Annotated in this window: 25 protein-coding genes and 1 other RNA gene; 22 read left to right on the top strand and 4 right to left on the bottom strand. The window is 71.2% G+C overall.

Annotation, left to right across the window (positions count from 1 at the left end; translation table 11 throughout):
* Nucleotides 1–95: 95 nt before the first annotated feature.
* From M8H82_RS21210 to M8H82_RS21200, 3 genes are all read left to right on the top strand, one after another.
* Nucleotides 96–1,331, top strand: coding sequence for a serine/threonine-protein kinase (locus M8H82_RS21210; RefSeq protein WP_250076397.1), 1,236 nt, complete (start codon nt 96–98; stop codon nt 1,329–1,331).
* A gap of 406 nt (nt 1,332–1,737) precedes the next feature.
* Nucleotides 1,738–2,844, top strand: a complete 1,107-nt coding sequence (gene prfB, locus M8H82_RS21205; protein WP_250076396.1) for a peptide chain release factor 2 — start codon at nt 1,738–1,740, stop codon at nt 2,842–2,844.
* A gap of 295 nt (nt 2,845–3,139) precedes the next feature.
* Nucleotides 3,140–3,748 (top strand): LPXTG cell wall anchor domain-containing protein, encoded by a 609-nt coding sequence (locus M8H82_RS21200; protein WP_250076395.1) that lies wholly within the window; start codon nt 3,140–3,142, stop codon nt 3,746–3,748.
* A gap of 122 nt (nt 3,749–3,870) precedes the next feature.
* Here the strand turns inward: M8H82_RS21200 and M8H82_RS21195 are convergent, their stop codons facing one another.
* Nucleotides 3,871–4,062, bottom strand: coding sequence for a hypothetical protein (locus M8H82_RS21195; protein WP_015660032.1), 192 nt, complete (start codon nt 4,060–4,062; stop codon nt 3,871–3,873).
* Nucleotides 4,063–4,297: 235 nt separating this feature from the next.
* Here M8H82_RS21195 and ftsE point away from each other — a divergent pair, with 235 nt between their 5' ends.
* The 6 genes from ftsE to M8H82_RS21165 all read left to right on the top strand — a co-directional run bounded on the left by ftsE (nt 4,298) and on the right by M8H82_RS21165 (nt 9,304).
* Nucleotides 4,298–4,987, top strand: coding sequence for a cell division ATP-binding protein FtsE (gene ftsE, locus M8H82_RS21190; protein ID WP_130436517.1), 690 nt, complete (start codon nt 4,298–4,300; stop codon nt 4,985–4,987).
* 40 nt (nt 4,988–5,027) lie between these two features.
* Entirely contained in the window at nt 5,028–5,945 is a 918-nt protein-coding gene (gene ftsX, locus M8H82_RS21185) for a permease-like cell division protein FtsX (protein ID WP_250076394.1), read from the top strand.
* Nucleotides 5,946–6,013: 68 nt separating this feature from the next.
* Nucleotides 6,014–7,177, top strand: coding sequence for a S41 family peptidase (locus M8H82_RS21180; protein ID WP_250076393.1), 1,164 nt, complete (start codon nt 6,014–6,016; stop codon nt 7,175–7,177).
* A 57-nt stretch (nt 7,178–7,234) separates the two neighbouring features.
* Nucleotides 7,235–7,777, top strand: coding sequence for an SsrA-binding protein SmpB (gene smpB, locus M8H82_RS21175; protein WP_250076429.1), 543 nt, complete (start codon nt 7,235–7,237; stop codon nt 7,775–7,777).
* Between the two features lie 83 nt (nt 7,778–7,860).
* Nucleotides 7,861–8,229, top strand: a transfer-messenger RNA (tmRNA) gene (gene ssrA / locus M8H82_RS21170).
* Between the two features lie 103 nt (nt 8,230–8,332).
* On the top strand, nt 8,333–9,304 hold the full coding sequence (locus M8H82_RS21165) for a PHB depolymerase family esterase (protein ID WP_250076392.1): 972 nt from the start codon (nt 8,333–8,335) through the stop codon (nt 9,302–9,304).
* A 64-nt stretch (nt 9,305–9,368) separates the two neighbouring features.
* Here M8H82_RS21165 and M8H82_RS21160 read toward each other — a convergent pair whose 3' ends face one another.
* Nucleotides 9,369–10,586 (bottom strand): MFS transporter, encoded by a 1,218-nt coding sequence (locus M8H82_RS21160; RefSeq protein ID WP_250076391.1) that lies wholly within the window; start codon nt 10,584–10,586, stop codon nt 9,369–9,371.
* A gap of 83 nt (nt 10,587–10,669) precedes the next feature.
* Here M8H82_RS21160 and M8H82_RS21155 point away from each other — a divergent pair, with 83 nt between their 5' ends.
* The 8 genes from M8H82_RS21155 (at nt 10,670) to M8H82_RS21120 (ending at nt 19,556) form a co-directional block, all read left to right on the top strand.
* Complete coding sequence (locus M8H82_RS21155; RefSeq protein ID WP_250076390.1) at nt 10,670–11,626, top strand: LysR family transcriptional regulator; 957 nt, start codon at nt 10,670–10,672, stop codon at nt 11,624–11,626.
* A gap of 156 nt (nt 11,627–11,782) precedes the next feature.
* Nucleotides 11,783–13,048, top strand: coding sequence for a hypothetical protein (locus M8H82_RS21150; protein WP_250076389.1), 1,266 nt, complete (start codon nt 11,783–11,785; stop codon nt 13,046–13,048).
* Nucleotides 13,048–15,246 carry a glycosyltransferase gene (locus M8H82_RS21145; RefSeq protein WP_250076388.1) on the top strand — a complete coding sequence of 733 codons (2,199 nt, stop codon included), beginning with the start codon at nt 13,048–13,050 and terminating at the stop codon, nt 15,244–15,246. Before M8H82_RS21150 ends, M8H82_RS21145 begins: the two co-directional genes overlap by 1 nt.
* Nucleotides 15,243–16,520 carry an acyltransferase gene (locus M8H82_RS21140; RefSeq protein ID WP_250076387.1) on the top strand — a complete coding sequence of 426 codons (1,278 nt, stop codon included), beginning with the start codon at nt 15,243–15,245 and terminating at the stop codon, nt 16,518–16,520. The genes M8H82_RS21145 and M8H82_RS21140 overlap by 4 nt, the downstream gene beginning before the upstream one ends.
* Before the next feature lie 141 nt (nt 16,521–16,661).
* A complete protein-coding gene (locus M8H82_RS21135) occupies nt 16,662–17,270 on the top strand; it encodes a hypothetical protein (RefSeq protein ID WP_250076386.1) in 609 nt (202 codons plus the stop codon).
* Entirely contained in the window at nt 17,267–17,569 is a 303-nt protein-coding gene (locus tag M8H82_RS21130; protein ID WP_250076385.1) for a hypothetical protein, read from the top strand. The genes M8H82_RS21135 and M8H82_RS21130 overlap by 4 nt, the downstream gene beginning before the upstream one ends.
* Nucleotides 17,566–18,957 (top strand): hypothetical protein, encoded by a 1,392-nt coding sequence (locus tag M8H82_RS21125; protein ID WP_250076384.1) that lies wholly within the window; start codon nt 17,566–17,568, stop codon nt 18,955–18,957. The genes M8H82_RS21130 and M8H82_RS21125 overlap by 4 nt, the downstream gene beginning before the upstream one ends.
* Nucleotides 18,958–18,965: 8 nt before the next feature.
* The gene (locus M8H82_RS21120; protein WP_250076383.1) at nt 18,966–19,556 is read left to right on the top strand and encodes a hypothetical protein; all 591 of its coding nucleotides are present in this window, start codon (nt 18,966–18,968) and stop codon (nt 19,554–19,556) included.
* On the opposite strand, the gene M8H82_RS21115 is transcribed toward M8H82_RS21120, so the two are convergent.
* Nucleotides 19,548–20,072, bottom strand: coding sequence for a hypothetical protein (locus M8H82_RS21115; RefSeq protein WP_250076382.1), 525 nt, complete (start codon nt 20,070–20,072; stop codon nt 19,548–19,550). The genes M8H82_RS21120 and M8H82_RS21115 overlap by 9 nt on opposite strands.
* A gap of 212 nt (nt 20,073–20,284) precedes the next feature.
* Here M8H82_RS21115 and M8H82_RS21110 point away from each other — a divergent pair, with 212 nt between their 5' ends.
* Nucleotides 20,285–21,667, top strand: a complete 1,383-nt coding sequence (locus M8H82_RS21110; protein WP_250076381.1) for a NarK/NasA family nitrate transporter — start codon at nt 20,285–20,287, stop codon at nt 21,665–21,667.
* Between the two features lie 121 nt (nt 21,668–21,788).
* On the top strand, nt 21,789–22,949 hold the full coding sequence (locus M8H82_RS21105; protein ID WP_250076380.1) for a uroporphyrinogen-III synthase: 1,161 nt from the start codon (nt 21,789–21,791) through the stop codon (nt 22,947–22,949).
* A gap of 121 nt (nt 22,950–23,070) precedes the next feature.
* Here the strand turns inward: M8H82_RS21105 and M8H82_RS21100 are convergent, their stop codons facing one another.
* Entirely contained in the window at nt 23,071–23,535 is a 465-nt protein-coding gene (locus M8H82_RS21100; RefSeq protein ID WP_250076379.1) for a DUF1772 domain-containing protein, read from the bottom strand.
* A gap of 166 nt (nt 23,536–23,701) precedes the next feature.
* Here M8H82_RS21100 and M8H82_RS21095 point away from each other — a divergent pair, with 166 nt between their 5' ends.
* The 3 genes from M8H82_RS21095 to M8H82_RS21085 all read left to right on the top strand — a co-directional run bounded on the left by M8H82_RS21095 (nt 23,702) and on the right by M8H82_RS21085 (nt 25,968).
* Nucleotides 23,702–24,304: an ABATE domain-containing protein gene (locus tag M8H82_RS21095; RefSeq protein WP_250076378.1), complete on the top strand. Its 603-nt coding sequence runs from the start codon at nt 23,702–23,704 to the stop codon at nt 24,302–24,304.
* A gap of 267 nt (nt 24,305–24,571) precedes the next feature.
* Nucleotides 24,572–25,156 carry a sigma-70 family RNA polymerase sigma factor gene (locus tag M8H82_RS21090; protein WP_186287205.1) on the top strand — a complete coding sequence of 195 codons (585 nt, stop codon included), beginning with the start codon at nt 24,572–24,574 and terminating at the stop codon, nt 25,154–25,156.
* Nucleotides 25,157–25,206: 50 nt separating this feature from the next.
* On the top strand, nt 25,207–25,968 hold the full coding sequence (locus M8H82_RS21085) for a zf-HC2 domain-containing protein (RefSeq protein WP_250076377.1): 762 nt from the start codon (nt 25,207–25,209) through the stop codon (nt 25,966–25,968).
* Nucleotides 25,969–25,986: the final 18 nt, after the last annotated feature.

The raw sequence follows: 25,986 nt of genomic DNA, 5'->3' as shown, positions 1-25,986 counted from the left end.
TTGTCGACACCCGGCGGGTGATTTCCGCCTCCACGGTGAAGGTCGGCTCCTCGGACGCGTAGCTTTGTCGGCAACACGCGTCTGTAGGAGCAGTCTTGGCACGGAAGATCGGCAGCCGGTACACCGCCCACCAGATCCTGGGCCGGGGCAGCGCCGGCACGGTGTGGCTGGGCGAGGGGCCCGAGGGCCCCGTCGCCATCAAGCTGCTGCGCGAGGACCTCGCGTCCGACCAGGAACTCGTCGGACGCTTCGTGCAGGAGCGCACCGCGCTGCTCGGTCTCGAGCACCCGCGCGTCGTCTCCGTGCGGGACCTGGTCGTCGACGGCAACGACCTCGCGCTCGTCATGGACCTGGTCCGGGGCACCGATCTGCGCACCCGCCTCGACCGGGACAAGCGGCTGGCGCCGGAGGCCGCGGTGGCGATCGTGGCGGACGTGGCGGACGGCCTCGCGGCGGCGCACGCGGCGGGGGTCGTGCACCGCGACGTGAAGCCGGAGAACGTCCTGCTGGACATGCAGGGCCCGCTGGGCCCCGGCGGCGCGCACCCCGCGCTGCTGACCGACTTCGGCGTCGCGAAGCTGATCGACTCCCCGAAGCGGACCCGCGCCACCAAGATCATCGGTACGCCGGACTACCTGGCGCCGGAGATCGTGGAGGGACTGCCGCCGCGGGCGTCGGTGGACATCTACGCCCTGGCCACCGTCCTGTACGAGCTGCTGGCGGGCTTCACGCCGTTCGGCGGCGGCCACCCCGGGGCGGTCCTGCGCCGCCATGTGACGGAGACGGTCGCCCCGCTGCCCGGCATCCCGGACGAGCTGTGGCAGCTGATCGTGCAGTGCCTGGCCAAGGCGCCGGCCTCCCGGCTGCGCGCCTCGGAGCTGGGGGCGCGGCTGCGCGAGCTGCTGCCGATGCTGACGGGCATGCCGCCGCTGGACGTGGACGAGCCGGACACCGAGCCGGTCGAGGAGGAGACGGCACCGGATCAGCCCGCGCCCTCGCGTCCGGTGCGCCGGGGCGCGGTGCCCCTGGTGCCGGGCGCGAAGCCGGCCGACTCCAACCGGGACACCCATACGTCGATGAGGGTGCCGGGACCTGACGAGCTGGCGGGCGGCGCCCGCGGCACGGCCCGGGTGCCCCGGGCGTCGGGCGCCCCCCGCCCGGGCTCGGCCCGGCACCGCGCGGCCACCCGGCGGCGCCGGCTGGCCCTGGGCGCGGCGGCGGTGGCGCTGGCGGCGGCGGCAGGCGTCGGCACCTGGCTGGCGACAACGGGCGACGACGCGGGGGCGACTCCGCGCGACGACCAGGAGAACTCGGCACCGGAGACTCCCTGACCGGGAGGCGAGGGCCCGTGGGAGGTCGGCGCCCGGGTGTCCGTGACCGGGAGGCGAGGGCTCGTGGGAGGTCGGCACCGGGGACTTCCCGACTGCCAGGCGATGGCTCGCGGCGGCCTGCGGGAGGCCGGCGCCCGGGACTCCCGACCGCGAGGCGACGACCTGCGGCGGCCTGGGGGAGCTCGGCACCGGGAACTCCTTGACCGCGAGGCGACGGCCCGCGGTGGCCCGCGGAGGCTCGGGGCGCCGGAGACTCCGTGACCGCGAGGCGGCGGTCTGCGGGAGGTCGGTGCCCCAGGCTCTCCGGCCGTGAGATCACGGCCCGCGGCGGCCCGCGGGCGCCGGTCGCACCGGTGCCGGGCGGCCACCGGCCCTCGACGCCCGGCGGAGCCGTTACGCTGGGAGCGTGGCAGTCGTCGATGTATCCGAAGAGCTCAAGTCCCTCTCCTCGACCATGGAGTCGATCGAGGCCGTTCTGGACCTCGACAAGCTGAGGGCAGACATCGCCGTGCTCGAGGAGCAGGCGGCCGCGCCGTCCCTGTGGGACAACCCGGACGAGGCGCAGAAGATCACCAGCAAGCTCTCCCACCTCCAGGCCGAGGTGCGGAAGGCCGAGACCCTGCGCGGTCGCATCGACGATCTCAGCGTGCTCTTCGAGATGGCCGAGGAGGAGGACGACCCGGACGCCCGCGCCGAGGCCGAGTCCGAACTCACCTCCGTCAAGAAGGCGCTGGACGAGATGGAGGTCCGCACCCTGCTCAGCGGGGAGTACGACTCCCGCGAGGCGCTGGTGAACATCCGCGCCGAGGCCGGTGGCGTCGACGCCGCCGACTTCGCCGAGCAGCTGCAGCGCATGTACCTGCGCTGGGCGGAGCGGCACGGCTACAAGACCGAGCTGATCGAGACCTCGTACGCGGAGGAGGCCGGCATCAAGTCGACCACCTTCTCCGTGCAGGTGCCGTACGCCTACGGCACGCTCTCCGTCGAGCAGGGCACGCACCGGCTCGTCCGGATCTCGCCCTTCGACAACCAGGGCCGCCGCCAGACCTCCTTCGCGGGCGTCGAGGTGCTTCCCGTGGTCGAGCAGACCGACCACATCGAGATCGACGAGTCCGAGCTGCGCGTCGACGTGTACCGCTCGTCCGGTCCCGGCGGCCAGGGCGTGAACACGACCGACTCCGCGGTCCGCCTCACCCACCTCCCCACCGGCATCGTCGTCTCCTGCCAGAACGAGCGGTCGCAGATCCAGAACAAGGCCACCGCCATGAACGTCCTCCAGGCCAAGCTGCTGGAGCGGCGCCGCCAGGAGGAGCAGGCCAAGATGAACGCCCTCAAGGGCGACGGCGGCAACTCCTGGGGCAACCAGATGCGTTCGTACGTCCTGCACCCGTACCAGATGGTCAAGGACCTGCGTACGGAATTCGAGGTCGGCAACCCGCAGGCCGTGCTCGACGGTGAGATCGACGGCTTCCTGGAGGCCGGAATTCGCTGGCGCAAGCAGCAGGAGAAGTAAGCGAAGCGTTTTATCGACAAGGCAACTGCCGCCGTCGGGGCGGCAGTTGCCTTTTCTGTGCCCGATGTCTGGGTTTTACATCACACTCACAGGCTTCCTCCTCCGGCAAAGAACCCGTACCCGGACATCGCGTACGCAACGGCCTTGACGTTGCTTTGAAAAATCGGAAGGGTGAAGCGCGGCATGCGTATCTCCGGGGCGCATGTGAACCGGGGGGCTCGAATTCAGCTCCTTCCGTCGATCACCGCCCCGAGCGCCGCCTCACTGACGATGAGCTACTGGGGGTAGCAACCACATGACCAACAAGACGCGGATCCGTGTCGCGCGACTGGCGGCCGGTGCCGTGATCGCGGCCGGCGCTTCGCTCTCCGCCGCGGGTGTCGCTTCCGCCGACGTGTGTGACGAACTGGGTATTTGCGTCACGCCCGAGCCGGAGCCCTCGACCTCCGAGCCCGAGCCGGAGCCCTCCACCACCGAGCCGACGGTCATCCCGACCGAGGACCCGGAGCCTACCGAGGAGCCGACGGAGCCCACCGAGGAGCCGACCGAGCCCACCGAGGACCCGGAGCCCACCGCCGAGCCCACCGAGGACCCGGGCAACGGGAACGGCAATGGGAACGGCAACGGCAACGGGAATGGCAACGGAAACGGCGGCGGCAACAACACCGACCCCGACGGCGGCTCCGGTGACTCCGCCCAGCAGCAGGGTTCCTCCTCCCTGACCGACACCGGTGAGGACACCACCTCCGACACCTCCGCCCAGGGCAGCGGTGAGGAGCTGGCCGAGACCGGTGCCGCGCAGACCACCTTCCTGATCATCGGCGCCGCCACGATGATCGCCGGTGGCGTCGGCTTCCGGGTGCTTCCGCGCCTGGTGAGCGGCCGCGGCGGTGCGGCTGCCTGACGGTAGCCGCCCGCGCACACCGCGTGTGACGAAGGGCCCGGAGCGCAGCAGCGCTCCGGGCCCTTCGTATGCCGTCTGTGATGTATTCCGTGTTGTCGTCGCGCAGGTCTTCCGGGGCCGCTCTACGCGGTCTGGTGCGCCAGCAGCGCCACCGCCGCGATCAGCACCGCCAGCAGTGCGATCAGCGTCATCGGGGTCAGATTCGCGAGCGGATTCCCCTGCTGAAGCCGCTCGCGGTTGGCCCGGCAGACCGGGCAGCGGCCCTCGTTCACGGGCGCCGCGCAGTTCGCGCACACCAGCCGGTCGTACGTCATGCGCCTCGCCCTTCTTGTGAGTGGTTCCGGGGGGAGAACGTCTCAGGGACCCAGAACGTTCCCCCACCTACTGTGCCAGGTTCCCCCGGAGGCTGCCTGGGCGCGATGAAAGGGGGTGACCGGAGCCCGGTACAAATACGCACATCCATGGTGCAACCCCGACCGGCGCCTGCGCCCCCGCACCCGACTCGCGTATGGTCACGCTCATCTACCCCCGGCGACCCGTGGTGCATCCGTGATCCGATTCGACAACGTATCCAAGGTCTACCCCAAGCAGACCCGCCCCGCACTCAGGGATGTCTCCCTGGAAGTGGAGAAGGGCGAGTTCGTCTTCCTCGTGGGGTCCTCCGGCTCCGGAAAGTCCACCTTCCTGCGGCTGGTCCTCCGTGAGGAGCGGTGCAGCCACGGTCAGGTGCACGTTCTGGGCAAGGATCTCGCGCGCCTGTCCAACTGGAAGGTCCCGCAGATGCGGCGCCAGCTGGGCACGGTGTTCCAGGACTTCCGGCTCCTGCCCAACAAGACGGTCGCCGAGAACGTCGCCTTCGCGCAGGAGGTGATCGGCAAGTCGCGCGGCGAGATCCGCAAGTCCGTGCCGCAGGTGCTCGACCTCGTCGGGCTCGGCGGCAAGGAGGAGCGCATGCCGGGCGAGCTGTCCGGCGGTGAGCAGCAGCGCGTCGCCATCGCGCGGGCCTTCGTCAACCGGCCCAAGCTGCTGATCGCCGACGAGCCCACCGGCAACCTCGACCCGCAGACCTCCGTCGGCATCATGAAGCTGCTGGACCGGATCAACCGGACCGGCACCACCGTGGTGATGGCGACGCACGACCAGAACATCGTGGACCAGATGCGCAAGCGCGTCATCGAGCTGGAGAAGGGCCGCCTCGTCCGCGACCAGGCCCGCGGCGTCTACGGCTACCAGCACTGAGACCGCAGCGAGTTCCACGGAAAGGCTTGAAGCAGACGCCATGCGCGCCCAGTTCGTACTGTCCGAGATCGGTGTCGGTCTCCGCCGCAATCTGACGATGACGTTCGCCGTCATCGTCTCCGTCGCCCTGTCGCTCGCCCTGTTCGGCGGGTCGCTCCTGATGAGCGACCAGGTCAGCACCATGAAGGGCTACTGGTACGACAAGGTCAACGTCTCGGTCTTCCTCTGCAACAAGAGCGACGCCGAGTCCGACCCCAACTGCGCCAAGGGCGCGGTGACCTCGGACCAGAAGAAGGAGATCCTCGCCGACCTGAAGAAGATGACGGTCGTCGACTCCGTGACGTACGAGTCCCAGGACCAGGCGTACAAGCACTACAAGGAGCAGTTCGGCGACTCCCCGCTGGCCAGCTCGCTCACGCCGGACCAGATGCAGGAGTCGTACCGGATCAAGCTCACCGACCCGGAGAAGTACCAGGTCATCGCCACCGCCTTCGACGGGCGTGACGGGGTGCAGTCGGTGCAGGACCAAAAGGGCATCCTGGACAATCTATTCGGGCTGCTCAACGGCATGAACTGGGCCGCCCGCGCGGTGATGGCGCTGATGCTGGTGGTCGCGCTGATGCTGATCGTCAACACCGTGCGCGTCTCGGCGTTCAGCCGGCGGCGCGAGACCGGGATCATGCGCCTGGTCGGCGCCTCGGGCTTCTACATCCAGGCGCCGTTCATCATGGAGGCCGCGGTCGCCGGACTGATCGGCGGCGCGGTCGCCTGCGGATTCCTGGTGGTCGCCCGGTACTTCATCATCGATCACGGACTCGCGCTGTCCGAGAAGCTGAATCTGATCAATTTCATCGGCTGGGACGCGGTGCTGAAGTATCTGCCGCTCATCCTCGCGACGAGCTTCGTGATGCCGGCGCTGGCCGCGTTCTTCGCGCTGCGCAAGTACCTGAAGGTGTGACTCTTGCCAAGAGGGGCCGTCCGGTCAACCGGCCGTACGGCCCCTTGCGTTGTCCTAGACTCACCGGCATGTCAGGCCGTGACCTGTTCTGCCAGCCCCGTCGCATGCGCCGCGGGGCCGCCCTGACATTGGTGTTCACCAGCGTGCTGGTCGCCGGAGCGGCCACCGGATCGCTGCCCGGACCCGACCGGAAGTCGGCCCCGCAAGAGGCCCGTTCGACCACCGCGGCCCGCCACGAGCAGGTCGCCGAGGCCGCCGCCGAGGCGATGGCCGACGGCAAGTCGCCCATGGAGGCCGCCGAGCGCGCCGTCAGCCGCAGCGGTGACCGCTGGGCCGCCGTGTACTCCGAGGGCGAGTACGAGGAGTTCGAGGAGGCCCTCGACGGCCGCTACACCGGCGTCGGGCTGCAGGCGCGACGCGAGCGGGACGGCCGGATCGAGGTGACCCAGGTGCGTGCCGGGTCGCCCGCCGCCGGCGCCGGGATCCGGGCCGGTGACCGGCTGCGCAGCGTCGACGGCAAGAAGGTGGACGGGCGGCCCGTCAGCGAGGTCGTCTCCTTACTGCGCGGCGACACCACCGATGCCCCCGCCGGTACGCCGGTCCGGCTCGGTCTGGAGCGCGGCCCGCGCGCGTGGAGCCTCACCGTGCGCCGCGCGGAGCTGTCCACGGACTCCGTCACCGCCCGCCGGATCGCCGGCGGGGTCACGGTCATCCGCATCGACTCCTTCACCAAGGGCTCCGGGGACGCGGTGCGCACCGCCGTACGGCAGGCCCCGGGCGACGGCGGGATCATCCTCGACCTGCGCGGGAACTCCGGGGGCCTGGTCACCGAGGCCGTCACCGCCGCCTCCGCCTTCCTCGACGGCGGCCTGGTCGCCACCTACGACGTCGACGGCGAGCAGCGCGCCCTGCACGCCGAGCCCGGCGGCAACACCACCCGCCCCCTGGTCACGCTGGTCGACGGCGGCACCATGAGCGCCGCCGAGCTGCTCACCGGCGCCCTCCAGGACCGCGGCAGGGCGGTCGTGGTGGGCTCCCGCACCTTCGGCAAGGGCTCGGTGCAGATGCCCAGCCGGCTGCCGGACGGGTCGGTGGCCGAGCTCACCGTCGGGCACTACCGCACCCCCTCGGGGCGCGGAGTCGACGGCCACGGCATCACGCCCGACCTGGAGGCGGACCGGCAGGCCCTGCAGCGGGCCGAGACCGTGCTCGCCGGTCTGGGCAGCGAGTAAACCGCTTCCCGCGGACCCCCTCCGTAGTGCGAAAATGGCGGCACTATGAGCAAGGGAATGTACGTACCGAAGGAGTCCCAGCCCAAGCAGGGCGGGACGGCCGCCAAGGCCAGGGACGGCGAGAAGGGCGGCAAGCGCAAGATCGTCGCGCAGAACAAGAAGGCGCGGCACGACTACGCGATCATCGACACCTTCGAGGCCGGTCTGGTCCTCATGGGCACCGAGGTCAAGTCGCTGCGCGAGGGCCGCACCTCGCTGACCGACGGATTCGTCCAGATCGACCGGGGCGAGGCGTGGCTGCACAACGCCCACATCCCGGAGTACCACCAGGGCAGCTGGACCAACCACTCCGCGCGCCGCAAGCGCAAGCTCCTCCTGCACCGCGAGGAGATCGACAAGCTGGAGGCGAAGGCCCAGGAGACGGGGCACACCATCGTGCCGCTCGCCCTGTACTTCAGGGACGGCCGGGCGAAGGCCGAGATCGCGCTCGCGCGAGGAAAGAAGGAGTACGACAAGCGCCAGACCCTGCGGGAGAAGCAGGACCGGCGGGAGTCGGACCGGGCGATCGCGGCGGCGAAGCGGCGCCAGCGCGGCCAGTAGGAATACGGTGGCACGCCGGTGCGTTGGTCACGTACGATGGCACCTGCACCTCACCGAGGGTGCGCGGTTTGAAAACACCACATGGGGATGATCGGTTTCGACAGCGGATGTCGAAGCAGGGGAAGCGTGTCGAGGAAGCGGCAATGATCTCGTAAACCATATGTCGCAAACAATAATCGCCAACACCAAGCGCGATTCCTTCGCCCTCGCTGCCTAAGTAGCGACTTGCGAAGTGTCAGCCCGGGGCTGTTCCCGACCCGGATCCTGGCATCAGCTAGGGAACTAAACCTTGATCCCGGTCACGGGGTGAAGAGGGAAATCAAACAGTGACTGAGCCCGTTCCGGACTTGTCTGGGTGATCCGGAGGGCTGAGAAACTCGTACCAGACTGCACACGGAGAAGCCCTGATTCTGCACCGTTGGACGCGGGTTCGATTCCCGCCATCTCCACAATTCCCATGTACACGAGGGCCTGGCGGCCACACACCCGCCGGGCCCTCGTTGTGTTGTCCGGCGACATATCGGCGGGTTGTTCACGGTTCTACGGTCCTTCCCCATGACTCAGACCAGAGCCGCGACGCTCCTCACCGTCCTGACGGCCCTCCTCGCCGTCCTCATCACCCCGGCGCCCGCGTCCGCCGCCTCCCTCCAGGAGGTCACCGGGTTCGGCAGCAACCCCGGCGCCCTGCGCATGTTCCGGTACGTCCCCGACGGACTCCCCGCCGGGCGGCCCGTCGTCCTCGCGGTGCACGGATGCACCCAGAACGCCGCCGGGTACGCCAGCGGCACCGGCTGGCTCCGGCTCGCCGACCGCTGGGGCTTCTCCGTCGTCCTGCCGCAGCAGCAGAGCGTCAACAACGCCTCCGGCTGCTTCAACTGGTTCCAGAGCGGCGACATCCAGCGCGGGCAGGGCGAGGCCGCCTCCCTCGCGCAGATGGTGGACCGGCAGCTCGCCGACACCGGCGGGGACGCCTCGCGGGTGTACGTCACGGGGCTCTCCGCCGGGGGTGGGATGACCGCCGTGATGATGGCGACGTACCCCGAGAAGTTCCGGGCCGGCGGTGTCGTCGCCGGGCTGCCGCACGGGTGCGCCCAGGCCGCCGGGTCGCCGTACGTGTGCATGTACGTCGGTGCGGCCCAGACCCCGCGCCAGTGGGGCGACCGGGTGCGGGCCGCCCGGCCGGGGTACGGCGGGCCCTGGCCCACCCTCACCGTCCTGCACGGCACCGCCGACTACACCGTGAAGCCCGTCAACATGACCGACCTGGTGGAACAGTGGACCGACGTGCACGGCGCCGACCAGTCGGCCGACGTCAGTGACACCGTCGCCGGGTACCCCCACCAGGTCTTCCGGGGTCCCGCGGGCAACCCCGTCGTCGAGACCCACAGCCTCACCGGCATGGGCCACGGCCAGCCCGTCGACCCCGGCACCGGAAGCGCGCAGTGCGGGACGGCCGGTGCCTACTTCCTCGACGTCGACCTGTGCGCCGCGCACCGGCTCGGGCTGGCCTGGGGGCTCGGCAGCTGACCGCGCGGTGCCGCGCTCTCCCGCTCCGTCAGCCGGGGCGGCGGCGGGGGAGCCGATCGTTCCGTCACGCCGGGGCGGCTTGCGGCTCGGGGCGCGTGCCCGGACCCCGGGAGACCGCGAGCGCCAGGGCCAGTACGGCTGCCGCCACCGGCACTCCGAACCCCGCCGTCGCCGACACGTGTTCCGTGGTCCAGCCGCCGGCCGCGCTGCCGAGGGCGATGCCGCCGAGCAGGCCGGTGACGGCGAGGGTCATGCCCTCGTTGAGACGGTCCTCGGGGGTGCGCTGCTGCACCAGGGTCATATTGGTGATCATCGTGGGGGCGGTGGCCATCCCGGACACCAGCAGGGCGCCCGCCAGGACCACGAGGGAGCCGGTGAGGGACGCGGCGAGCAGCGGCAGCGTCAGCAGGACGGCCATCGCGGCGATGCACCACGGATAGCGGCGCTCGGCGGAACCGCCCGGCTGCAGCGCCCCGTACAGCAGTCCCGCCGCACAGGAGCCGCCCGCCTGGAGGGCGAGGACCACACCGGCCGCCGTGCCGTGTCCCTGTTCGTCCGCGAAGGCGATGGTGACGACCTCCAGGGCGCCGAACACGGCCCCCATCGCGAGGCAGACGGCGAGCAGGGAGGGCATGCCCGGGGCGCGGTACGGGGCTTGCGTGGCGGTCGAGGGAGGCCGGACCGGCGGTTCGGTCGAGCGCTGGGCGGTGAACAGCGCCATGCCCGCCACCAGGAGCAGCACCCCCGTGAGCGTGCCCGCCTCCAGGAAGAGGGTTCCGCACAGAGAGGCCGCGAGGACCGGGCCCAGCATGAAGCACAGCTCGTCCGCCGCCTGCTCGAAGGAGTTCGCGCGGTGCAGCGCCACCCGGTCGCCCTTGAGCAGGTACGCCCAGCGGGCCCGGGCCATGCCGCCGGTGTTGGGAGTGGTCGCGGTGGCGCCGTACGCGGCGAAGAGGGTCCAGTCGGGGGCGCCGGTGCGGACGCACAGCACCAGGGCGAGGCCCCCGAGGGCCGCGACGAGGGTGGCGGGCAGGGCGACCCGGGCCTGGCCGTACCGGTCGATCAGCCGCGCGGTCCAGGGGGCGACCAGCGCGGTGGCGGCCAGGCCGGTCGCGACCACGGCACCGGCCAGGGCGTACGAGTCCCGCGTCCCGGCGATCATCATGACCGCGCTCACGCTGAACATGCCCATGGGCAGGCGGGCCATGAGGTTCCCGGCGGTGAAGGCGCGGGCGCCGGGTATGACGAACAGGCGGCGGTATCCGGAGGTCGAGGGCGGCATGGAGCAACCCTCGCCCGGAGTGGATCAAGGGGTCCAACACCTTCTCCGCACCGATTCACGCACCCGCGTTGTAAATTCCCGTCATGCCCGACCCCCGTCTGCTGCGTGCCTTCCTCACCGTCGCCGAGGAACTGCACTTCACCCGCGCCGCCGCCCGCCTCTACGTCGCCCAGCAGGCGCTCAGCCGGGACGTACGGCGGCTGGAGCGGGAGCTGGGCGCCGAACTGTTCGTCCGGACCACCCGGCAGGTGACACTGACGGCGGACGGCGAGCGGCTGGTACCGCACGCGCGGCGGGCGCTGGCCGCACAGGACGACCTGCTCGCCGCGTTCGGGCAGGCCAGGCCCCTGCTGGTCGACGTGAACTCACCCGGTCTCGGCACCGGGCAGCGGGTGCTGGGGCGGGCCCGGGAGCTCGCCCCCGACCATGAGCTGATGGCCCGCTACGAGAGCGGGCTGACCGGAGCGGCGGCCGAGCTGCTCGCCGGGCGGCTGGACGCCTCCTTCGGGCGGTTCGCCGGTCTCGACCCGGCGCTGCGGGCGGGCCTGGAGCAGCAGCCCGTACGCCTGGAGCCGATGGCGGTCCTGCTGCCCGAGGACCACCGGCTGGCCGGTTTGCATCAGGTGCCCCTCGCCGCGCTGGCCGGGGAGACCGTCTACGCGGGTGCCGGAAATCCCCGCACACCGGAGTGGACCGACCTCGCGCACCGGCTCTTCGAGGGACGCGGCATCGAGGCCGCCGCGCCCGCGCCGCTCGCCGTCGGGCACGAGGAGTTCCGGCGGATCATGAGCAAGACGCGGACACCGGTGCTCGTCGTGGTGGACTTTCCGGCCATGCCCGGCGCGGTGCTGCGGCCCTTGATCGATCCCGTGCCCCTGTCACCGGTGTCTCTGGTGTGGCGCAAGGGGCTGGTGCACCCCGGACTGGACGCGCTTCGGCGGGCCGCGGCCGAGCTGGCGGAGCGGGAGGAGTGGCTTCGGCCACCCTCTGATGGATGGATTCCGGCCAGTGACAAAGTCACGATGCGGCTCCACAACTGAGACAGCGCAAACACGGGACTCACTCGTGCGCTACATTCTTGGCCTGAGCACAGTGTGATAAAGGGGGCGCTCGATCCAGGTGGGGGCCTGGTTTCGATCGACGGGTGCTCGGTGTCGTGCGCGCACCCGGAACTGTCCCTGGGGGGATGTGTGCGCGTGAAGAACTGGCGAGAAGACGCCCAACCGGAGTGGCCGGAGGCGGCATCCGCAACCCGAGCGACTCCGAAGGCCGAGGGTGACACCCAGGCGTTCGCGGAGACCGCCGCTCAGCGAGTGGCGCCCGCCGACGCCGACGAGACGACGGTGCTGCCGCAAGCCGCGGCTGCCGGCGGCTCCGGCGCGGAGGGCCGCGCGGATCTGACCGAGCTGCTCTCGGCGTTCGATCGGTTCGACCGGTCGGAGACGGTCGGCGGAGCGGGCGGCGCGCACGAGACGCCGCGCAAGGCGCGGAGCGGGGGCGAGGTGTTCACTCCGCGCGGGGGTGCGCGTACTCCTGCCGCGGGCGCCGCACCCCGGGACCCGTTCCCGCCGGTCGGCGCGGGCGTGAGCGGATCCCACGAGACTCCGGTGGCTTCGGCGTGGGCTTCGGCACCGGCTTCCGCAGCGGCACCGGCCTCGACTGCCGGGACTCCGGCGAGCGGTGCCGTTGGCGACCCGTGGGACGAACCGGCGCCGTCCGGCCACACCCATGACCCGCACGAGGTCACCATCCAGCTCGACGGCATCGGCCTCCAGCTCGACGGCTCGCTGCGGGCCGCCAAGGCAGCCCCCCGCGGCGGCGGTGCCGAGGGCTCCGACGGCCCCGTCTTCGTCGACGAGTCCGGCCGCCGCAGCCGCCGCTTCCGGCGCCTGGGCATGCTGGTCGGCATCGCCTGCGCGGTCTACGCCGTCGTCATCGTCGCCACCGTGCTGTCCGGCAACTCCAACGCCCCCTGGCTGCCGGTCCAGGCCCCGCAGCAGGACACCCCGGCCGGCCAGGTCGACACCTCGCCGCAACCCGCCGAGTCGGCGCCGCCTGCCGGCACCGACGGCGTCACCCCGGGCGCCTCCCCCTCCGTCAGCGACGGCGTCACGCCCTCCCCGGGCACCGACGCCACCGCCCCGGACGAGACCGGCACCACCGAGGAGCCGGGCAGCACCACCGACCCCGAGCCGACGGCGACCAAGCCGACCACGCGGCCGGGCGCCGACCCGACGCCGGACCCGGACCCCACCGACACGGCCCCCACGCCCGACCCCGAGCCCACCGAGACGGACACCGGCGAACCCACGCCCGACCCGACTCCGACCGAGGAGCCCGGCGACACCGCCGGCACCGGAACCGACACGGTCGCCGCCGCTCCGGTCGACCCCGGCCCGGTCGCCGAGGGCCCCACCGCCCCCGCCAGCCCGTACGACCCGTCCCCGGAGTACACCCTCTGATGGCTTCCCGCACCAACCGTCGGGGCGCCGTGCCCCAGGCTCCCGACGGTCCCCGGCGCCGCCGCCTGCCCATGCGCCTGCTCCTGCCCCTGCTCGTCCTCGCCGCGCTGATGGCGATGCTGATGCTGCGCGGGTACGTGCACAGCGAGATCCTGGCCGACCACCGCGTCCGCCCCGCCGCCGCCTCCGACCAGGTCCCGGAGCAGATCCTCAAGGGCGGGCCGGTCATCGACGCCCGCAGCGGCCGGACCCAGAGCCTGGAGGTGCCGGACCGCCGCCTCGTCCTCACCTTCGACGACGGCCCCGACCCCGAGTGGACGCCCAAGGTCCTCGACGTACTGAAGAAGTACGACGCGCACGCCGTCTTCTTCGTCACCGGCACCATGGCCTCACGCCACCCGGACCTGGTCCGGCGCATGGTCGAGGAGGGCCACGAGGTGGGCCTGCACACCTTCAACCACCCCGACCTCTCCTACCAGTCGAAGAAGCGCATCGACTGGGAGCTGTCGCAGAACCAGCTGGCGATCTCCGGCGCGGCCGGCATCCGCACCTCCCTGTTCCGCCCGCCGTACTCCTCCTTCGCCGCCGCCATGGACAACGAGAACTGGCCGGTGACCGAGTACATCGGCTCCCGCGGCTACATCACGGTCGTCAACAACACCGACAGCGAGGACTGGCGCAAGCCCGGCGTCGAGGAGATCATCCGCAAGGCCACGCCCAAGGGCCGCGACGGTGCGATCGTCCTGATGCACGACTCCGGCGGTGACCGCCACCAGACCGTCGAGGCGCTGAACCGCTTCCTGCCGCAGATGCAGGAGCGGGGCTACGAGTTCGACAACCTCACCGAGGCCCTCGGCGCCCCCAGCGCGCACAGCAAGGTCACCGGCGTCGACCTGTGGAAGGGCAAGGCGTGGGTCTTCCTGGTCCAGGCCTCCGACAACATCACCGCCGTCCTGGTGGTCGGGCTCGCGATCATCGGGTTCCTGGTCATCAGCCGGTTCGTGCTGATGCTCGTCCTGTCCGGCGCGCACGCCCGCCGGGTGCGCAGACGCGGCTTCAGCTGGGGGCCGCCGGTGACCGAACCGGTGTCGGTGCTGGTGCCCGCGTACAACGAGGCCAAGTGCATCGAGAACACCGTCCGGTCCCTGATGTCGAGCGAGCATCCCATCGAGATCCTCGTCATCGACGACGGCTCGACCGACGGCACCGCGCGGATCGTGGAGGCCATGGGCCTGCCGAACGTGCGGGTGATCCGTCAGCTCAACGCGGGCAAGCCCGCCGCCCTCAACCGGGGCCTGGCCAACGCCCGGTACGACATCGTCGTGATGATGGACGGCGACACCGTCTTCGAACCGGCCACGGTCCGTGAACTGGTGCAGCCCTTCGGCGACCCGCGCGTCGGCGCCGTCGCGGGCAACGCCAAGGTCGGCAACCGGGACTCCCTCATCGGCGCCTGGCAGCACATCGAGTACGTGATGGGCTTCAACCTGGACCGCCGTATGTACGACATGCTGCGCTGCATGCCGACGATCCCCGGCGCGGTGGGTGCCTTCCGCCGGACGGCTCTCGAACGGGTCGGCGGCATGAGCGAGGACACGCTCGCCGAGGACACCGACATCACGATGGCGATGCACCGGGACGGCTGGCGGGTCGTCTACGCCGAGAAGGCCCGCGCCTGGACCGAGGCACCGGAGACGGTCCAGCAGCTGTGGTCCCAGCGCTACCGCTGGTCCTACGGCACCATGCAGGCGATCTGGAAGCACCGCAGGGCGCTGGTGGAGCGCGGTCCCTCGGGCCGCTTCGGCCGCGTCGGACTGCCGCTGGTCTCCCTGTTCATGGTGCTGGCCCCGCTGCTCGCCCCCTTGATCGACGTCTTCCTCCTCTACGGCCTGATCTTCGGCCCCACCCAGAAGACGATCGTCGCCTGGCTGGGCGTCCTCGCCATCCAGGCCGTCTGCGCCGCGTACGCCTTCCGTCTCGACCGGGAACGCATGATCCACCTCATCTCGCTGCCCCTGCAACAGATCCTCTACCGCCAGCTCATGTACGTGGTCCTCCTCCAGTCCTGGATCACCGCCCTCACCGGCGGCCGGCTGCGCTGGCAGAAGCTGCGCCGCACGGGCGTGGTGGAGGCGCCGGGCGGCCCGATCCCGCGCCAGCGGGTGTCCGACGCGGACGATCGGAGGCCGGTCGGATGACGCAGGGCATACCGCAGCAGTCGTACGGCTACGAGCCGTACGGCATCCCGGGGCAGGCCATCCCGGAACAGCCGGCGCCTGCCGTTCCCGAGCCCGCCCCCGCCCCCGCCCCCGCTCCGACGAAGCCGGGCCGGGACCGCTACCTGGACCTGCTGCGCTCGATCGCGCTGGTCCGGGTCGTGGTGTACCACCTCTTCGGCTGGGCCTGGCTGACCGTGCTGTTCCCCTCCATGGGCGTGATGTTCGCGCTGGCGGGCTCGCTGATGGCGCGGTCGCTGAACCGTCCCGCGTGGGGTGTGATCAAGGGCAGGGTCCGCCGGCTGCTGCCCCCGCTGTGGGCGTTCAGTGCGGTGGTGCTGGCGCTGATGTTCGCGGGCGGCTGGAACCCGACGAAGAACACCGAGGACAGCCCGGCCTGGGCCCTCCTGGAGCTGATCAACTACATCGTCCCGGTCGGCGCCCCGCCGTTCCCCTGGCACATCGGCTCCAAGACGGGCCTGCTGGAGGACACCTGGGCGGTGCAGGCGGCGGGACCGCTGTGGTACCTGCGCGCCTACCTGTGGTTCGTGGTGGCCTCGCCGCTGCTGCTGTGGGCGTTCCGCCGGGCCCCCTGGCCGACGCTGCTGGCACCGCTGGCGCTGACGGCGGTGGTCGGCACCGGAGTGGTCACGATCCCCGGCGAGACCGGCAACGCGGTCACCGACTTCGCGGTCTACGGCGGCTGCTGGGTGCTGGGCTTCGCCCACCACGAGGGCCTGCTGAAGAAGATCCCGCGCTATGTGGCCGTGTCCGGCTCCTCCCTGCTGATGGCCTTCGGCCTGTGGTGGGCCTCGGGCCACCTGGGCGCGGACGGCTGGGACCTGAACGACATCCCGCTCGCCCAGGCGACCTGGTCCTTCGGTTTCGTGGTGATCCTGCTGATCTACTCCCCGTCCTGGCAACAGCTGCCGGACCGCCTGGCGAAGTGGGACAAGCTGGTCACCCTCTCCAACAACCGTGCCGTCACGATCTACCTCTGGCACAACATGCTGATCATGGCCACCGTCCCGATCCTGGACCACCTCTACGACCTCCCCTTCATGCAGGGGGAGCGGGCGGTGGCGGCCCTGGACTCGACGTATCTGATCTGGATGTTCTTCCTGGTCTGGCCGCTGATCGGGCTGACCATCGCCGCGGTGGGCTGGATCGAGGACATCGCCGCGAAGCGGAGGCCGCGGCTGTGGCCGAACGGTGTGCGCCGCGGGGGATCCCGCAGGCGCTCCACCACGGGATGACCGCGAGGGCGTAGGACGGGATGACCGCGGGCGTGGCTCGGAATGACCGCGGGCGTGGGGACGGACCGCTTTCTCGGCGGCCGGGCAGCCGCTACCGTAACCACGCAGTACGACGATCATTCCGCGCCACCGGGAGCCTCCATGAACGACATGCGTGCGCCCGTGTTCGGGTTGGTCACGCCGGAGGACTGGTACCGGATCCCGTTGCGGCCGCGGGAGCGGATGGAGGCGTCCGTGGCCGCCCTCGTCAAGCGGCAGTTCGGCGGCGTCGACGATCAGCCCGTGCTGCGGCGGAAGGCCGAGGAGCAGTTGCTCGGGGCCGCCGACGCGGGGATCGAGCAGGGCGGGGTGGTGCTCTACCTGTCGTTCCTGGAGGCGGGGGGTATCCCGTTGTCCGCCTCCCTCCTGGTCTGCCGGATCTTCGAGAAGTTCGACAGCCTCGATGCCGTGGTCGCGCTCGCCGGGTCCGGGGAGGTCGGGCCCGTCGAGCTCCCGGCCGCCGGCCCCGCCGCCCGGCTGCTGCGGCGTGAGCGGCCCAAGCAGTCGCGGAAGCTGGGAACCGAGTTCGACGACACGATCGTGGAGTACTTCGTGCCGGTTCCCGATCGGGACGAGGTGCTGCTGCTGACCTTCAGCACGCCTCTGGAGCCGATCGCCGAGGCCATGGTCGGGCTGTTCGACGCCGTGGCCGGAACCCTGCGCTGGCATCGGGCGGAGGAGACCGAGGAGACGGAGGAGAGCGCGCGGTGAGCAAGAAACTCAAGGTCTCCACGGACGACCTGCGCACCGCCGGCACCGGGCTGCGGACCGTGGCGACCGAGCTCGAAGGGCTCGACAAGCTCATGGACGCCTACGACCGCCGGACCGTCGGGCACCAGACCCTCCACGAGCGGCTCCAGGAGTTCTCCGACGGCTGGGACGACAACCGCAAGAAGATGATCGAGGAGATCAAGGGCCTGGGCACGCTCGCCCACGAGGCGGGCAAGGCGTACACCGCGCTGGACACCGCGCTCTACGACGCCCTCGTGGGCAAGGGGAAGAAGAAGTGACCCGCCCCGCCGACCACCGGTGGGAGGTGCTGGGGGAGACCGGCGACCCGGTGCCCGGCGACCTCCACGACATGAAGGCGCTCGCGCGGCGGTTCGCGGCCACCGCGAAGACCATCACCGACACCGCCGCCGCCCTGCGCCGGATCGGGAACCTGGAGAGCTGGGACTCCGAGGCGGGCCGCGCCTTCGCCGAGAAGGCCAACGAGACCGCGAAGACCGTCAGCAAGGCCCACGACCGGTACGCCGACGCGGGTACCGCGCTCAAGGAGTACTGCACCGAGCTGGAGGCCGTGCAGGGCGAGGCCGACAAGCTCCTCACCCAGGCGGAGACCAAGGCCGGCGACCTGTCCACGGCCAAGTCCAACGCGGCGAACCCGCCCAAGGGCACCGACGACGCCGGCCAGGACAAGCTCGACAAGAAGGCCGCCGACCTCCAGGGCGACCTGGACGGCCTGCGCGAGCAGCTCGCCGGGCTCAAGACCCGGCACCGGGAGGCGGGCGACAAGGCCGCCAAGAAGATCCACGACACCACCGAGGGCGACGGGCTCAACGACTCCTGGCTGGACGATCTCCGGGACACTTTGAAGATCGTCAGCGACATCACGGGCGCCATCGCGGCCGTGTGCGGGCTGCTCGCGCTGTGCGTGGGCTGGATCCCGGTCATCGGCCAGGCCCTGGCCGCGGTGCTGGGCACGATCGCCCTCATCGCCACGGCGATCTCGCTCGTCTGCCATGTCCTGCTCGCCGTCAACGGCGACGGCTCCTGGGGCGATGTCGCCATGGACGTGCTGAGCCTGGCCACCTTCGGGATCGGCCGGGTCTTCTCCGCGGGCGCCAAGATGGCCGCCACGGTCGGCCGCAGCCGGGTCTGGACGGCGGCCACGCAGTACGTCCGCGGCTGGAACCCCACGATGAACTCGGCCGCCCGCCGCGCACTCGTCGAGTCCATGGTCGGCGCCCGGGCCGGGGCGCGCCCCGGCGCCGCACTGCCCGATGTGTCGCTGGCGGCGGCCTTCCGGGGCCTGCCCACCTCCTTCGTCGACGACCTCGGCACCATCCGCGGCAACTGGCGGGACCTCTTCAAGGTCGGCGACAACTTCTCCGCGGCCCGCGACGCCTACCGGGCCGCCGGTCCGCGCGGCCTCGCCAGCATGTACGCGGGTCCGGGCATGGTGGACGAGCTGACCCGGATCAAGAACATCGACCCCGCCGACCTCAGCTTCATCGGCACCCCGGACGCCTTCAAGCAGGCCGTCGCCTACAACTCGATCGGCCTCGGCGGCACCGGCACGGGCGCCGCCGCCGACACCAAGAGCTTCGTCGGTCTGTTCGGCGGCGACCCCGAGATCGACGTCACCGGCTCCGACGCGTCGCTCGCCGGAGTGTGAGCCCCGACATGACCTCCCCGGTGAACTGGCGGGAGTGCCGGGTCGACCTCCCCGCCGCGCACAACTGGCTGGTGCTGGACCTGCGCACCGACGACCCCGAACCCTGGGCACTCGACCTCGCCGGACAGCACCTCGGCGACGAGGCCGACGAGCGGCTGCGTACGGCCTTCGCCGAGGACCTGCTCTGGTACTGGGGCGCCGCCGTACGGCAGGGCGCGCTGTGCGCGGCGGTGCTGGCCCCCCGCAGCGACGCGATCATCGCGAGCTACACGGTCCGCGAACTGCGGGTCCCGCCGGCGTCCTTGAGCCTGGCGGCCTTCCGCGCGGAGGCGGAGCGGGCGGAAGGGCCGTACTTCGGGGGCGTCCGGGGGCTGTCGGAGGTCGCGCTGCCGCTGGGACCGGCGCTGCGCATCCACCGGCAGGAGCCCACGGCACCCGCATCCGACCGGGGTGTGGTCGTCGAGGGTGTCGCCCACTACGTCCTGCCCGCCGGGCACCCCACGGCGCTGGAGTGCCGGCTGCTGTGGACGTCGCTCGGACTCGGCGAGGAGCTGGTGAAGGTGGCCGACGAGCTGGCGGACTCAGTCCGTCTAGCTTGAGGCCGTGCGTGAGGTCTTGCGCGGGGCGGGCAGCACATTGCCCAGGCCCAGCTTCTCCCACGGCACCATCGCGAGCGGCATCCAGCCGAAACCGACGGCGAAGACGGCGACGGTCGTGGTGATGTCCCGGGGGAGGAGATGCCCGAGCTGGGCGACCACGACCGCCACGACCAGCAGGTAGCAGGCGAAGACCAGCAGGGCCAGGATCTTGCGCGCGGCCGCGCCGGCACTCAGCCGCGGCGTGTCCTGGTCGCCGCGCACCATGCCGAACAGGATCAGCGGCAGCACGAGTCCGGTGATGCCGCCGAGGGCCATGCAGCCGACGGCCAGGGCGTGCTCCCCGTCCTCCGGCACTACGTCGGACAGCGGCGACAGCAGGAGCGCTGCGGCGGCGAACGCCCCGAGCAGCGTCGTCGCCAGCACGACGACCGCCGCCGCCGCGAAGAGGACATTTCCGGCAAGGGACCGCTGAGGACGCTCAGCCTTCGGCTGCTCGGCCCGGGAATCCGCGGACATGGACTCTCCCCTTCCTGTGGGGTCCGCTAGAGGATAGCGGCGCCCGAGCGGCCGCCCCCGTCACGGGAACCTCTCATCCCACCTTCTGCGGAGGTGAGAGCAAAGTTCCTTTCCGGTCACCCGGTGGCACAGGCAGGAAACGCGCTCTGCCTACCTTCGGGATCAGCCACTCCCTGGAGTACGACCTGAGCCCGGAGCCCCGTGGAGGCGTCATGACAGCCCCAAGCACAGCCCCCGCCGCGAGCAGGGGAGGCCACTGGATCGATCACTGGGATCCGGAGGACGAGACCTTCTGGAACGAGAAGGGCGAGAAGATCGCCCGCCGGAACCTGTTCTTCTCCGTCCTCTCCGAGCACATCGGCTTCTCGATCTGGACCATGTGGTCCGTCATGGTCCTCTTCATGGGCCCGGAGTACGGGCTCACTCCGGCGGACAAGTTCACCATCGTGTCGATGGCCACCCTGGTCGGCGCCGTCGTCCGGGTGCCGTACACCTTCGCCGTGGCGATCTTCGGCGGGCGGAACTGGACGATCATCTCGGCGACCATGCTGCTGCTGCCGACGATCGCCGCGTTCACCGTGATGGAGCCGGGGACGTCCTTCACCACGTTCCTGGTGTGCGCCATGCTCGCCGGTGTCGGCGGCGGCAACTTCGCCTCCAGCATGACCAACATCAACGCCTTCTTCCCCCTCCGCAAGAAGGGCTGGGCGCTCGGCCTGAACGCCGGCGGCGGCAACATCGGCGTGCCCGTCGTGCAGCTCGTCGGCCTCGCGGTGATCGGCGCCAGCAGCGGACCGCGCGTGCTGCTCGGTATCTACATCCCGCTGATCGTCGTGGCCGCGGTCCTCGCCGCCTTCTACATGGACAGCATCTCGTCCGTGAAGAACGACACCGGCGCCGCCAAGGACGCGGTGAAGGAGGGGCACACCTGGATCATGTCCTTCCTCTACATCGGGACGTTCGGCTCGTTCATCGGCTACAGCTTCGCCTTCGGCCTCGTCCTGCAGACCCAGTTCGGCCGTACGCCGCTCCAGGCCGCCTACGTCACCTTCATCGGCCCGCTGCTCGGCTCGCTGATCCGGCCCGTCGGCGGTGCCCTGGCCGACCGGTTCGGCGGCGCGAAGATCACGCTGTGGAACTACGTCGCCATGGCGGCCGCCACCTCCGTGATCATCGCGGCGTCGATGCAGGAGTCGCTGCCGCTGTTCACCACCGCCTTCATCGCCCTGTTCGTGCTGAGCGGCCTGGGCAACGGCTCGACGTTCAAGATGATCCCGGGCATCTTCCACACGAAGGCCCTCGCCAAGGGGCTCACCGGTGAGGAGGCCGCCGCCTACGGCCGCCGCCTGTCCGGCGCCTCCATGGGCCTGATCGGTGCGGTCGGCGCGCTCGGCGGACTCGGCATCAACCTCGCCTTCCGGCAGTCCTTCCTCTCGGTGGGCTCCGGCACCGGCGCCTTCGTCGCCTTCCTCGCCTTCTACGGCGCCTGCTTCGTGGTCACCTGGGCCGTATACCTTCGCCGCCCGGCCGCGCAGCAGGAGGCCACGGCGACCACATCCGGGGCGAAGCCGCAGCTCAGCTACGCCGAGGTGTGAGACGGGTGTGACGTAACACCGTAGACATCAACCCGAACCGAGCCTGTCACGCACCATTGACAGGCTCGATCGGCATGCGGGTGTACCCGATATGTGACGACTCGAGTGCGGGACGAGAGTTATGTACGACGAACAGCACAAGCCCGGTGACGGGCAACACGGGCCCCTCGCGGGGTTCACCGTCGGTGTGACCGCCGCGCGCCGGGCCGACGAGCTCGGGGCGCTGCTCCAGCGGCGCGGCGCCGCCGTCCTGCACGCCCCTGCCCTGCGCATCGTGCCGCTCTCCGACGACGGTGAACTCCTCGCCGCCACCAAGGAGATCGTGGACCAGGCGCCGGACGTCGTCGTCGCCACGACCGCGATCGGATTCCGGGGCTGGGTCGAGGCGGCCGACGGCTGGGGGCTCGGCGAGGACCTGCTGGACCGGCTGCGGGGGGTGGAACTGCTGGCCCGCGGCCCGAAGGTGAAGGGCGCGATCCGGGCCGCCGGGCTGACCGAGCACTGGTCGCCGTCGTCCGAGTCCATGGCGGAGGTGCTCGACCGGCTGCTGGAGGAGGGCGTCGACGGGCGGCGGATCGCCGTACAGCTGCACGGGGAGCCGTTGCCCGGGTTCGTCGAGTCGCTGCGGGCCGCGGGCGGGGAGGTGGTCGGGGTGCCGGTGTACCGGTGGATGCCGCCGGAGGACCTCTCGCCGGTGGACCGGCTGCTGGACGCGACGGTGTCGCGGGGTCTCGACGCGCTCACCTTCACAAGTGCGCCCGCGGCGGCGTCGCTGCTGACCCGGGCGGAGGAGCGGGGGCTGCTGGCGGAGGTGCTGGCGGCGTTGCACCACGATGTGCTGCCCGCGTGCGTGGGGCCGGTGACCGCGTTGCCGTTGCAGGCCCGGGGGATCGACACCGTGCAGCCGGAACGGTTCCGGCTCGGGCCGCTGGTCCAGTTGCTCTGCCAGGAACTGCCCTCCCGGGCGCGGGCGTTGCCGGTGGCCGGCCATCGCGTGGAGATACGGGGGCATGCGGTGCTGGTGGACGGGGCGCTGCGGCCGGTGCCGCCGGCCGGGATGTCCCTGCTGCGGGCGCTGGCGCGGCGGCCGGGGTGGGTGGTGGCGCGGGCGGAGTTGCTGCGGGCGCTGCCGGGTACGGGGCGCGATGAGCATGCGGTGGAGACGGCGATGGCACGGCTTCGCTCCGCTCTGGGTACGCCGAAGCTGATCCAGACGGTGGTGAAGCGGGGGTATCGGCTGGCGCTGGATCCGGCGGCGGATTCCAAGTACGCGGACGTGTAGGTGACGGGTGGGGGTGCGTGCCGGTCGTTGGTCGTGTGCGGCGTGGTGGGGGCTGGTCGCGCAGTTCCCCGCGCCCCTCGGAGGCGGCTGCGCCGCCCCGCCGTGAGCGGGCCGTGCTCCCTTACGGGCGGCTTTGCCGCCCCAGGGCCGTGGTCAGGCAGGCTGTGGCTGCTGTCAGCAGGGACGCTCGGGCCGTGTTCCAGGCCACCCACGGGTCCTCGAACTCCTCCCGCAGTGCCGCCGGATCCCCCGTCCGCGCCAGGGCCTCGTTCAGTGGGATGTTCGCCGTCACCGTCACCACCAGCGCGAGCACGTTCGCGGCCAGGGCTGCCCACACCCAGCGGCGGCCCGGGGCGCCCCGCAGGTGCCATGCCGCCCAGCCCGTCAGCGCCGGTGCGCCGAGGAAGGTCAGCAGGAACACCGGGTTCTGGATCACCTCGTTGATGTTCCGCATCACCTCGACGTACACCGCGTCCTCGCTCCGGGCCAGCCCCGGCATCACCGCGCAGCCGAAGGCGTAGAACGTGCCGGCGAGCAGTCCCGTGGTGAGGGTGGCCGCCGTGAGCGTGGCTGTCCTTGTCGTCATGCCCCCCAGTCAAGTCACCGCCCGCCCACCGGCACATGGCCCTGGCGCGCGGCCGCATAAGCGCGCGTCCACTAGGGGTTCCTGCCGCGGGAGCGGGAAGGCACTGTTAGAGGGAACGGTTCGTCCGGGGCCGGACCCGGGATGACCCCTAGGCGGTGACAGGCACATGGCACTGGGTACGGCCACGGTCCCGTACGAGCTGCGCTTCGACGCGGGACGCATCAGCCTCGATCTCCTCGCCACGACCCACCCGGTGGAACGGCTCGACTCCCTCCCGGTGCTGTGCGCGTGGATCACCGGGTCCGGGCTCGTCCCGGCCGGCACCCCGCTCGGGCACGCCGACCCCGCCTGGCTCGCCGACTTCCGCGAACTGCGCGACCGCGTCGGCCAGTTGGTGCGCGGAGCCCTGTCCGCCGAGGCCACGTCCTGGTCGTCGTACGGCCATGCCCTCACCCGCGTCAACGACACCGCCCGCACCCCGCCCCCCGCCCCGCGCGCGATCCGTGCCCAGGACGGCACGCTGGTACGGGAGTTGGAGGGGCCGCCGGAGCGGGACGCGCTGCTCGCCGTCGTGGCCCGGGATGCCGTGGAGCTGCTGACGGACCCCGTCGCGCGGGCCGGACTGCGGCAGTGCGAGGGGGACAACTGCCCGATCGTCTACCTCGACACCTCGCGCGGCCGGCGCCGGCGCTGGTGCAGCAGTGAGGTGTGCGGGAACCGCGAGCGGGTCGCCCGGCACCGGCGGCGGGCGGCACTCGCCCGCGCCTGACAGTGCGTTATGTCCCTTCTGCGGCACGGCTGTCGAAGTGATTTCGATTACACATCGTTTACCTTCGCCGGCGCGGCCGGTGGCGGGCCGCTTCTGCGCTGATGGCGGAAATGTAAAGACGTTGAGGGGGGAATGTGCCCCGGTGTCCCCTCCGTCATGTCACCTCGCAGAAAACTGTCACCCCACTTTGAACACCCAACGTCCTCGCTGCGTACCGGTGGTGGAGCGACCGACTGGGGGAGCCCAGATGAAACGGGGACACCGGAGGTGGGCGTGCGCAAGGATGCGGCCGTGGCCAAAGAACGTGGATCGAGGGCCCGACATCGCATGTCCCAGCCCTCGGTCGAACCTGACGAGGAGCTGATGCGTGCTCTGTACAGAGAGCACGCGGGACCCCTGCTCGCGTATGTGCTCCGGCTGGTCGCCGGCGACCGGCAGCGCGCCGAGGACGTCGTGCAGGAGACGCTCATCCGTGCCTGGAAGAACGCCGGCCAGCTCAATCGAGCGACCGGTTCGGTACGCCCCTGGCTGGTGACGGTCGCCCGGCGCATCGTCATCGACGGCCACCGCAGCCGGCAGGCCCGGCCGCAGGAGGTCGATCCGTCGCCGCTGGAGGTCATCCCCGCGGAGGACGAGATCGACAAGGCGCTGTGGTTGATGACGCTGTCGGACGCGCTCGACGACCTGACCCCCGCCCACCGGGAGGTGCTCGTCGAGACGTACTTCAAGGGACGTACCGTCAATGAGGCGGCCGAGACGCTCGGCATACCCAGCGGCACCGTCCGCTCGCGGGTGTTCTACGCCCTGCGGTCGATGAAGCTGGCTCTGGAGGAGCGGGGGGTGACGGCGTGATGAACACCTACGGGGGATACGGAGCAGGGGGACCGGGTATGTCTGGCCCCATGCAGGGATCTTCGGGCGCGAGCGAGCACGAGACCGTCGGCGCCTACGCCCTCGGGATTCTCGACGACGCCGAGGCAACCGCTTTCGAGATGCACCTCGCGACCTGCGAGTGGTGCGCCCAGCAGCTCGACGAGCTCGCCGGGATGGAGCCGATGCTGGCCGCTCTCGCGGACCTGCCCGGCGCCGGGACGCCCGCCATCGGCGAGTCGCTGTCGGCGAAGCCCAGCCCGCGCCTGGTGCACAACCTGGTCGACGAGATCGCCGAGCGCCGCGCGCTCACCCGCCGCCGCAGCTTCTACATGGTGGCCGCCGCGGCCGCGCTGATCATCGGCGGACCGGTCGCCGCCATCGCCACCACCGGCGACGAGGGCGGCACCTCCACCGAGGCGCACGCCACCAGCCCAGCCAAGGCCGCCTTCGACGTCATGCAGGACCGGGTCTCGGGCCGGGACGCCTCCACCAAGGTCTCCGCGACCGTCGCCATGGAGTCGAAGGCCTGGGGCACCCACGCCGTGCTGGAGCTGAAGAACGTCACCGGGCCGGAGAAGTGCTCCCTGATCGCCGTGGGGAAGAACGGCGAGCGCGAGACGATCACCTCCTGGTCGGTCCCGAAGTGGGGCTACGGCATCCCGGGCGCCAAGACCGAGCAGGCCCGCCAGCCGCTGTACGTGCACGGCGGAGCGGCCTTCACGCCCGAGGAGATCGAGCGCTTCGAGGTCCTCACCTTCGACGGCAAACGGCTGGTCGAAGTGGACGCGTGAGTCCGCTCGGGCGGACGC

The organism is Streptomyces sp. YS415 (assembly GCF_023544665.1).
GTDB lineage: Bacteria > Actinomycetota > Actinomycetes > Streptomycetales > Streptomycetaceae > Streptomyces.
This window is presented reverse-complemented; position numbering and strand designations above follow the sequence as displayed.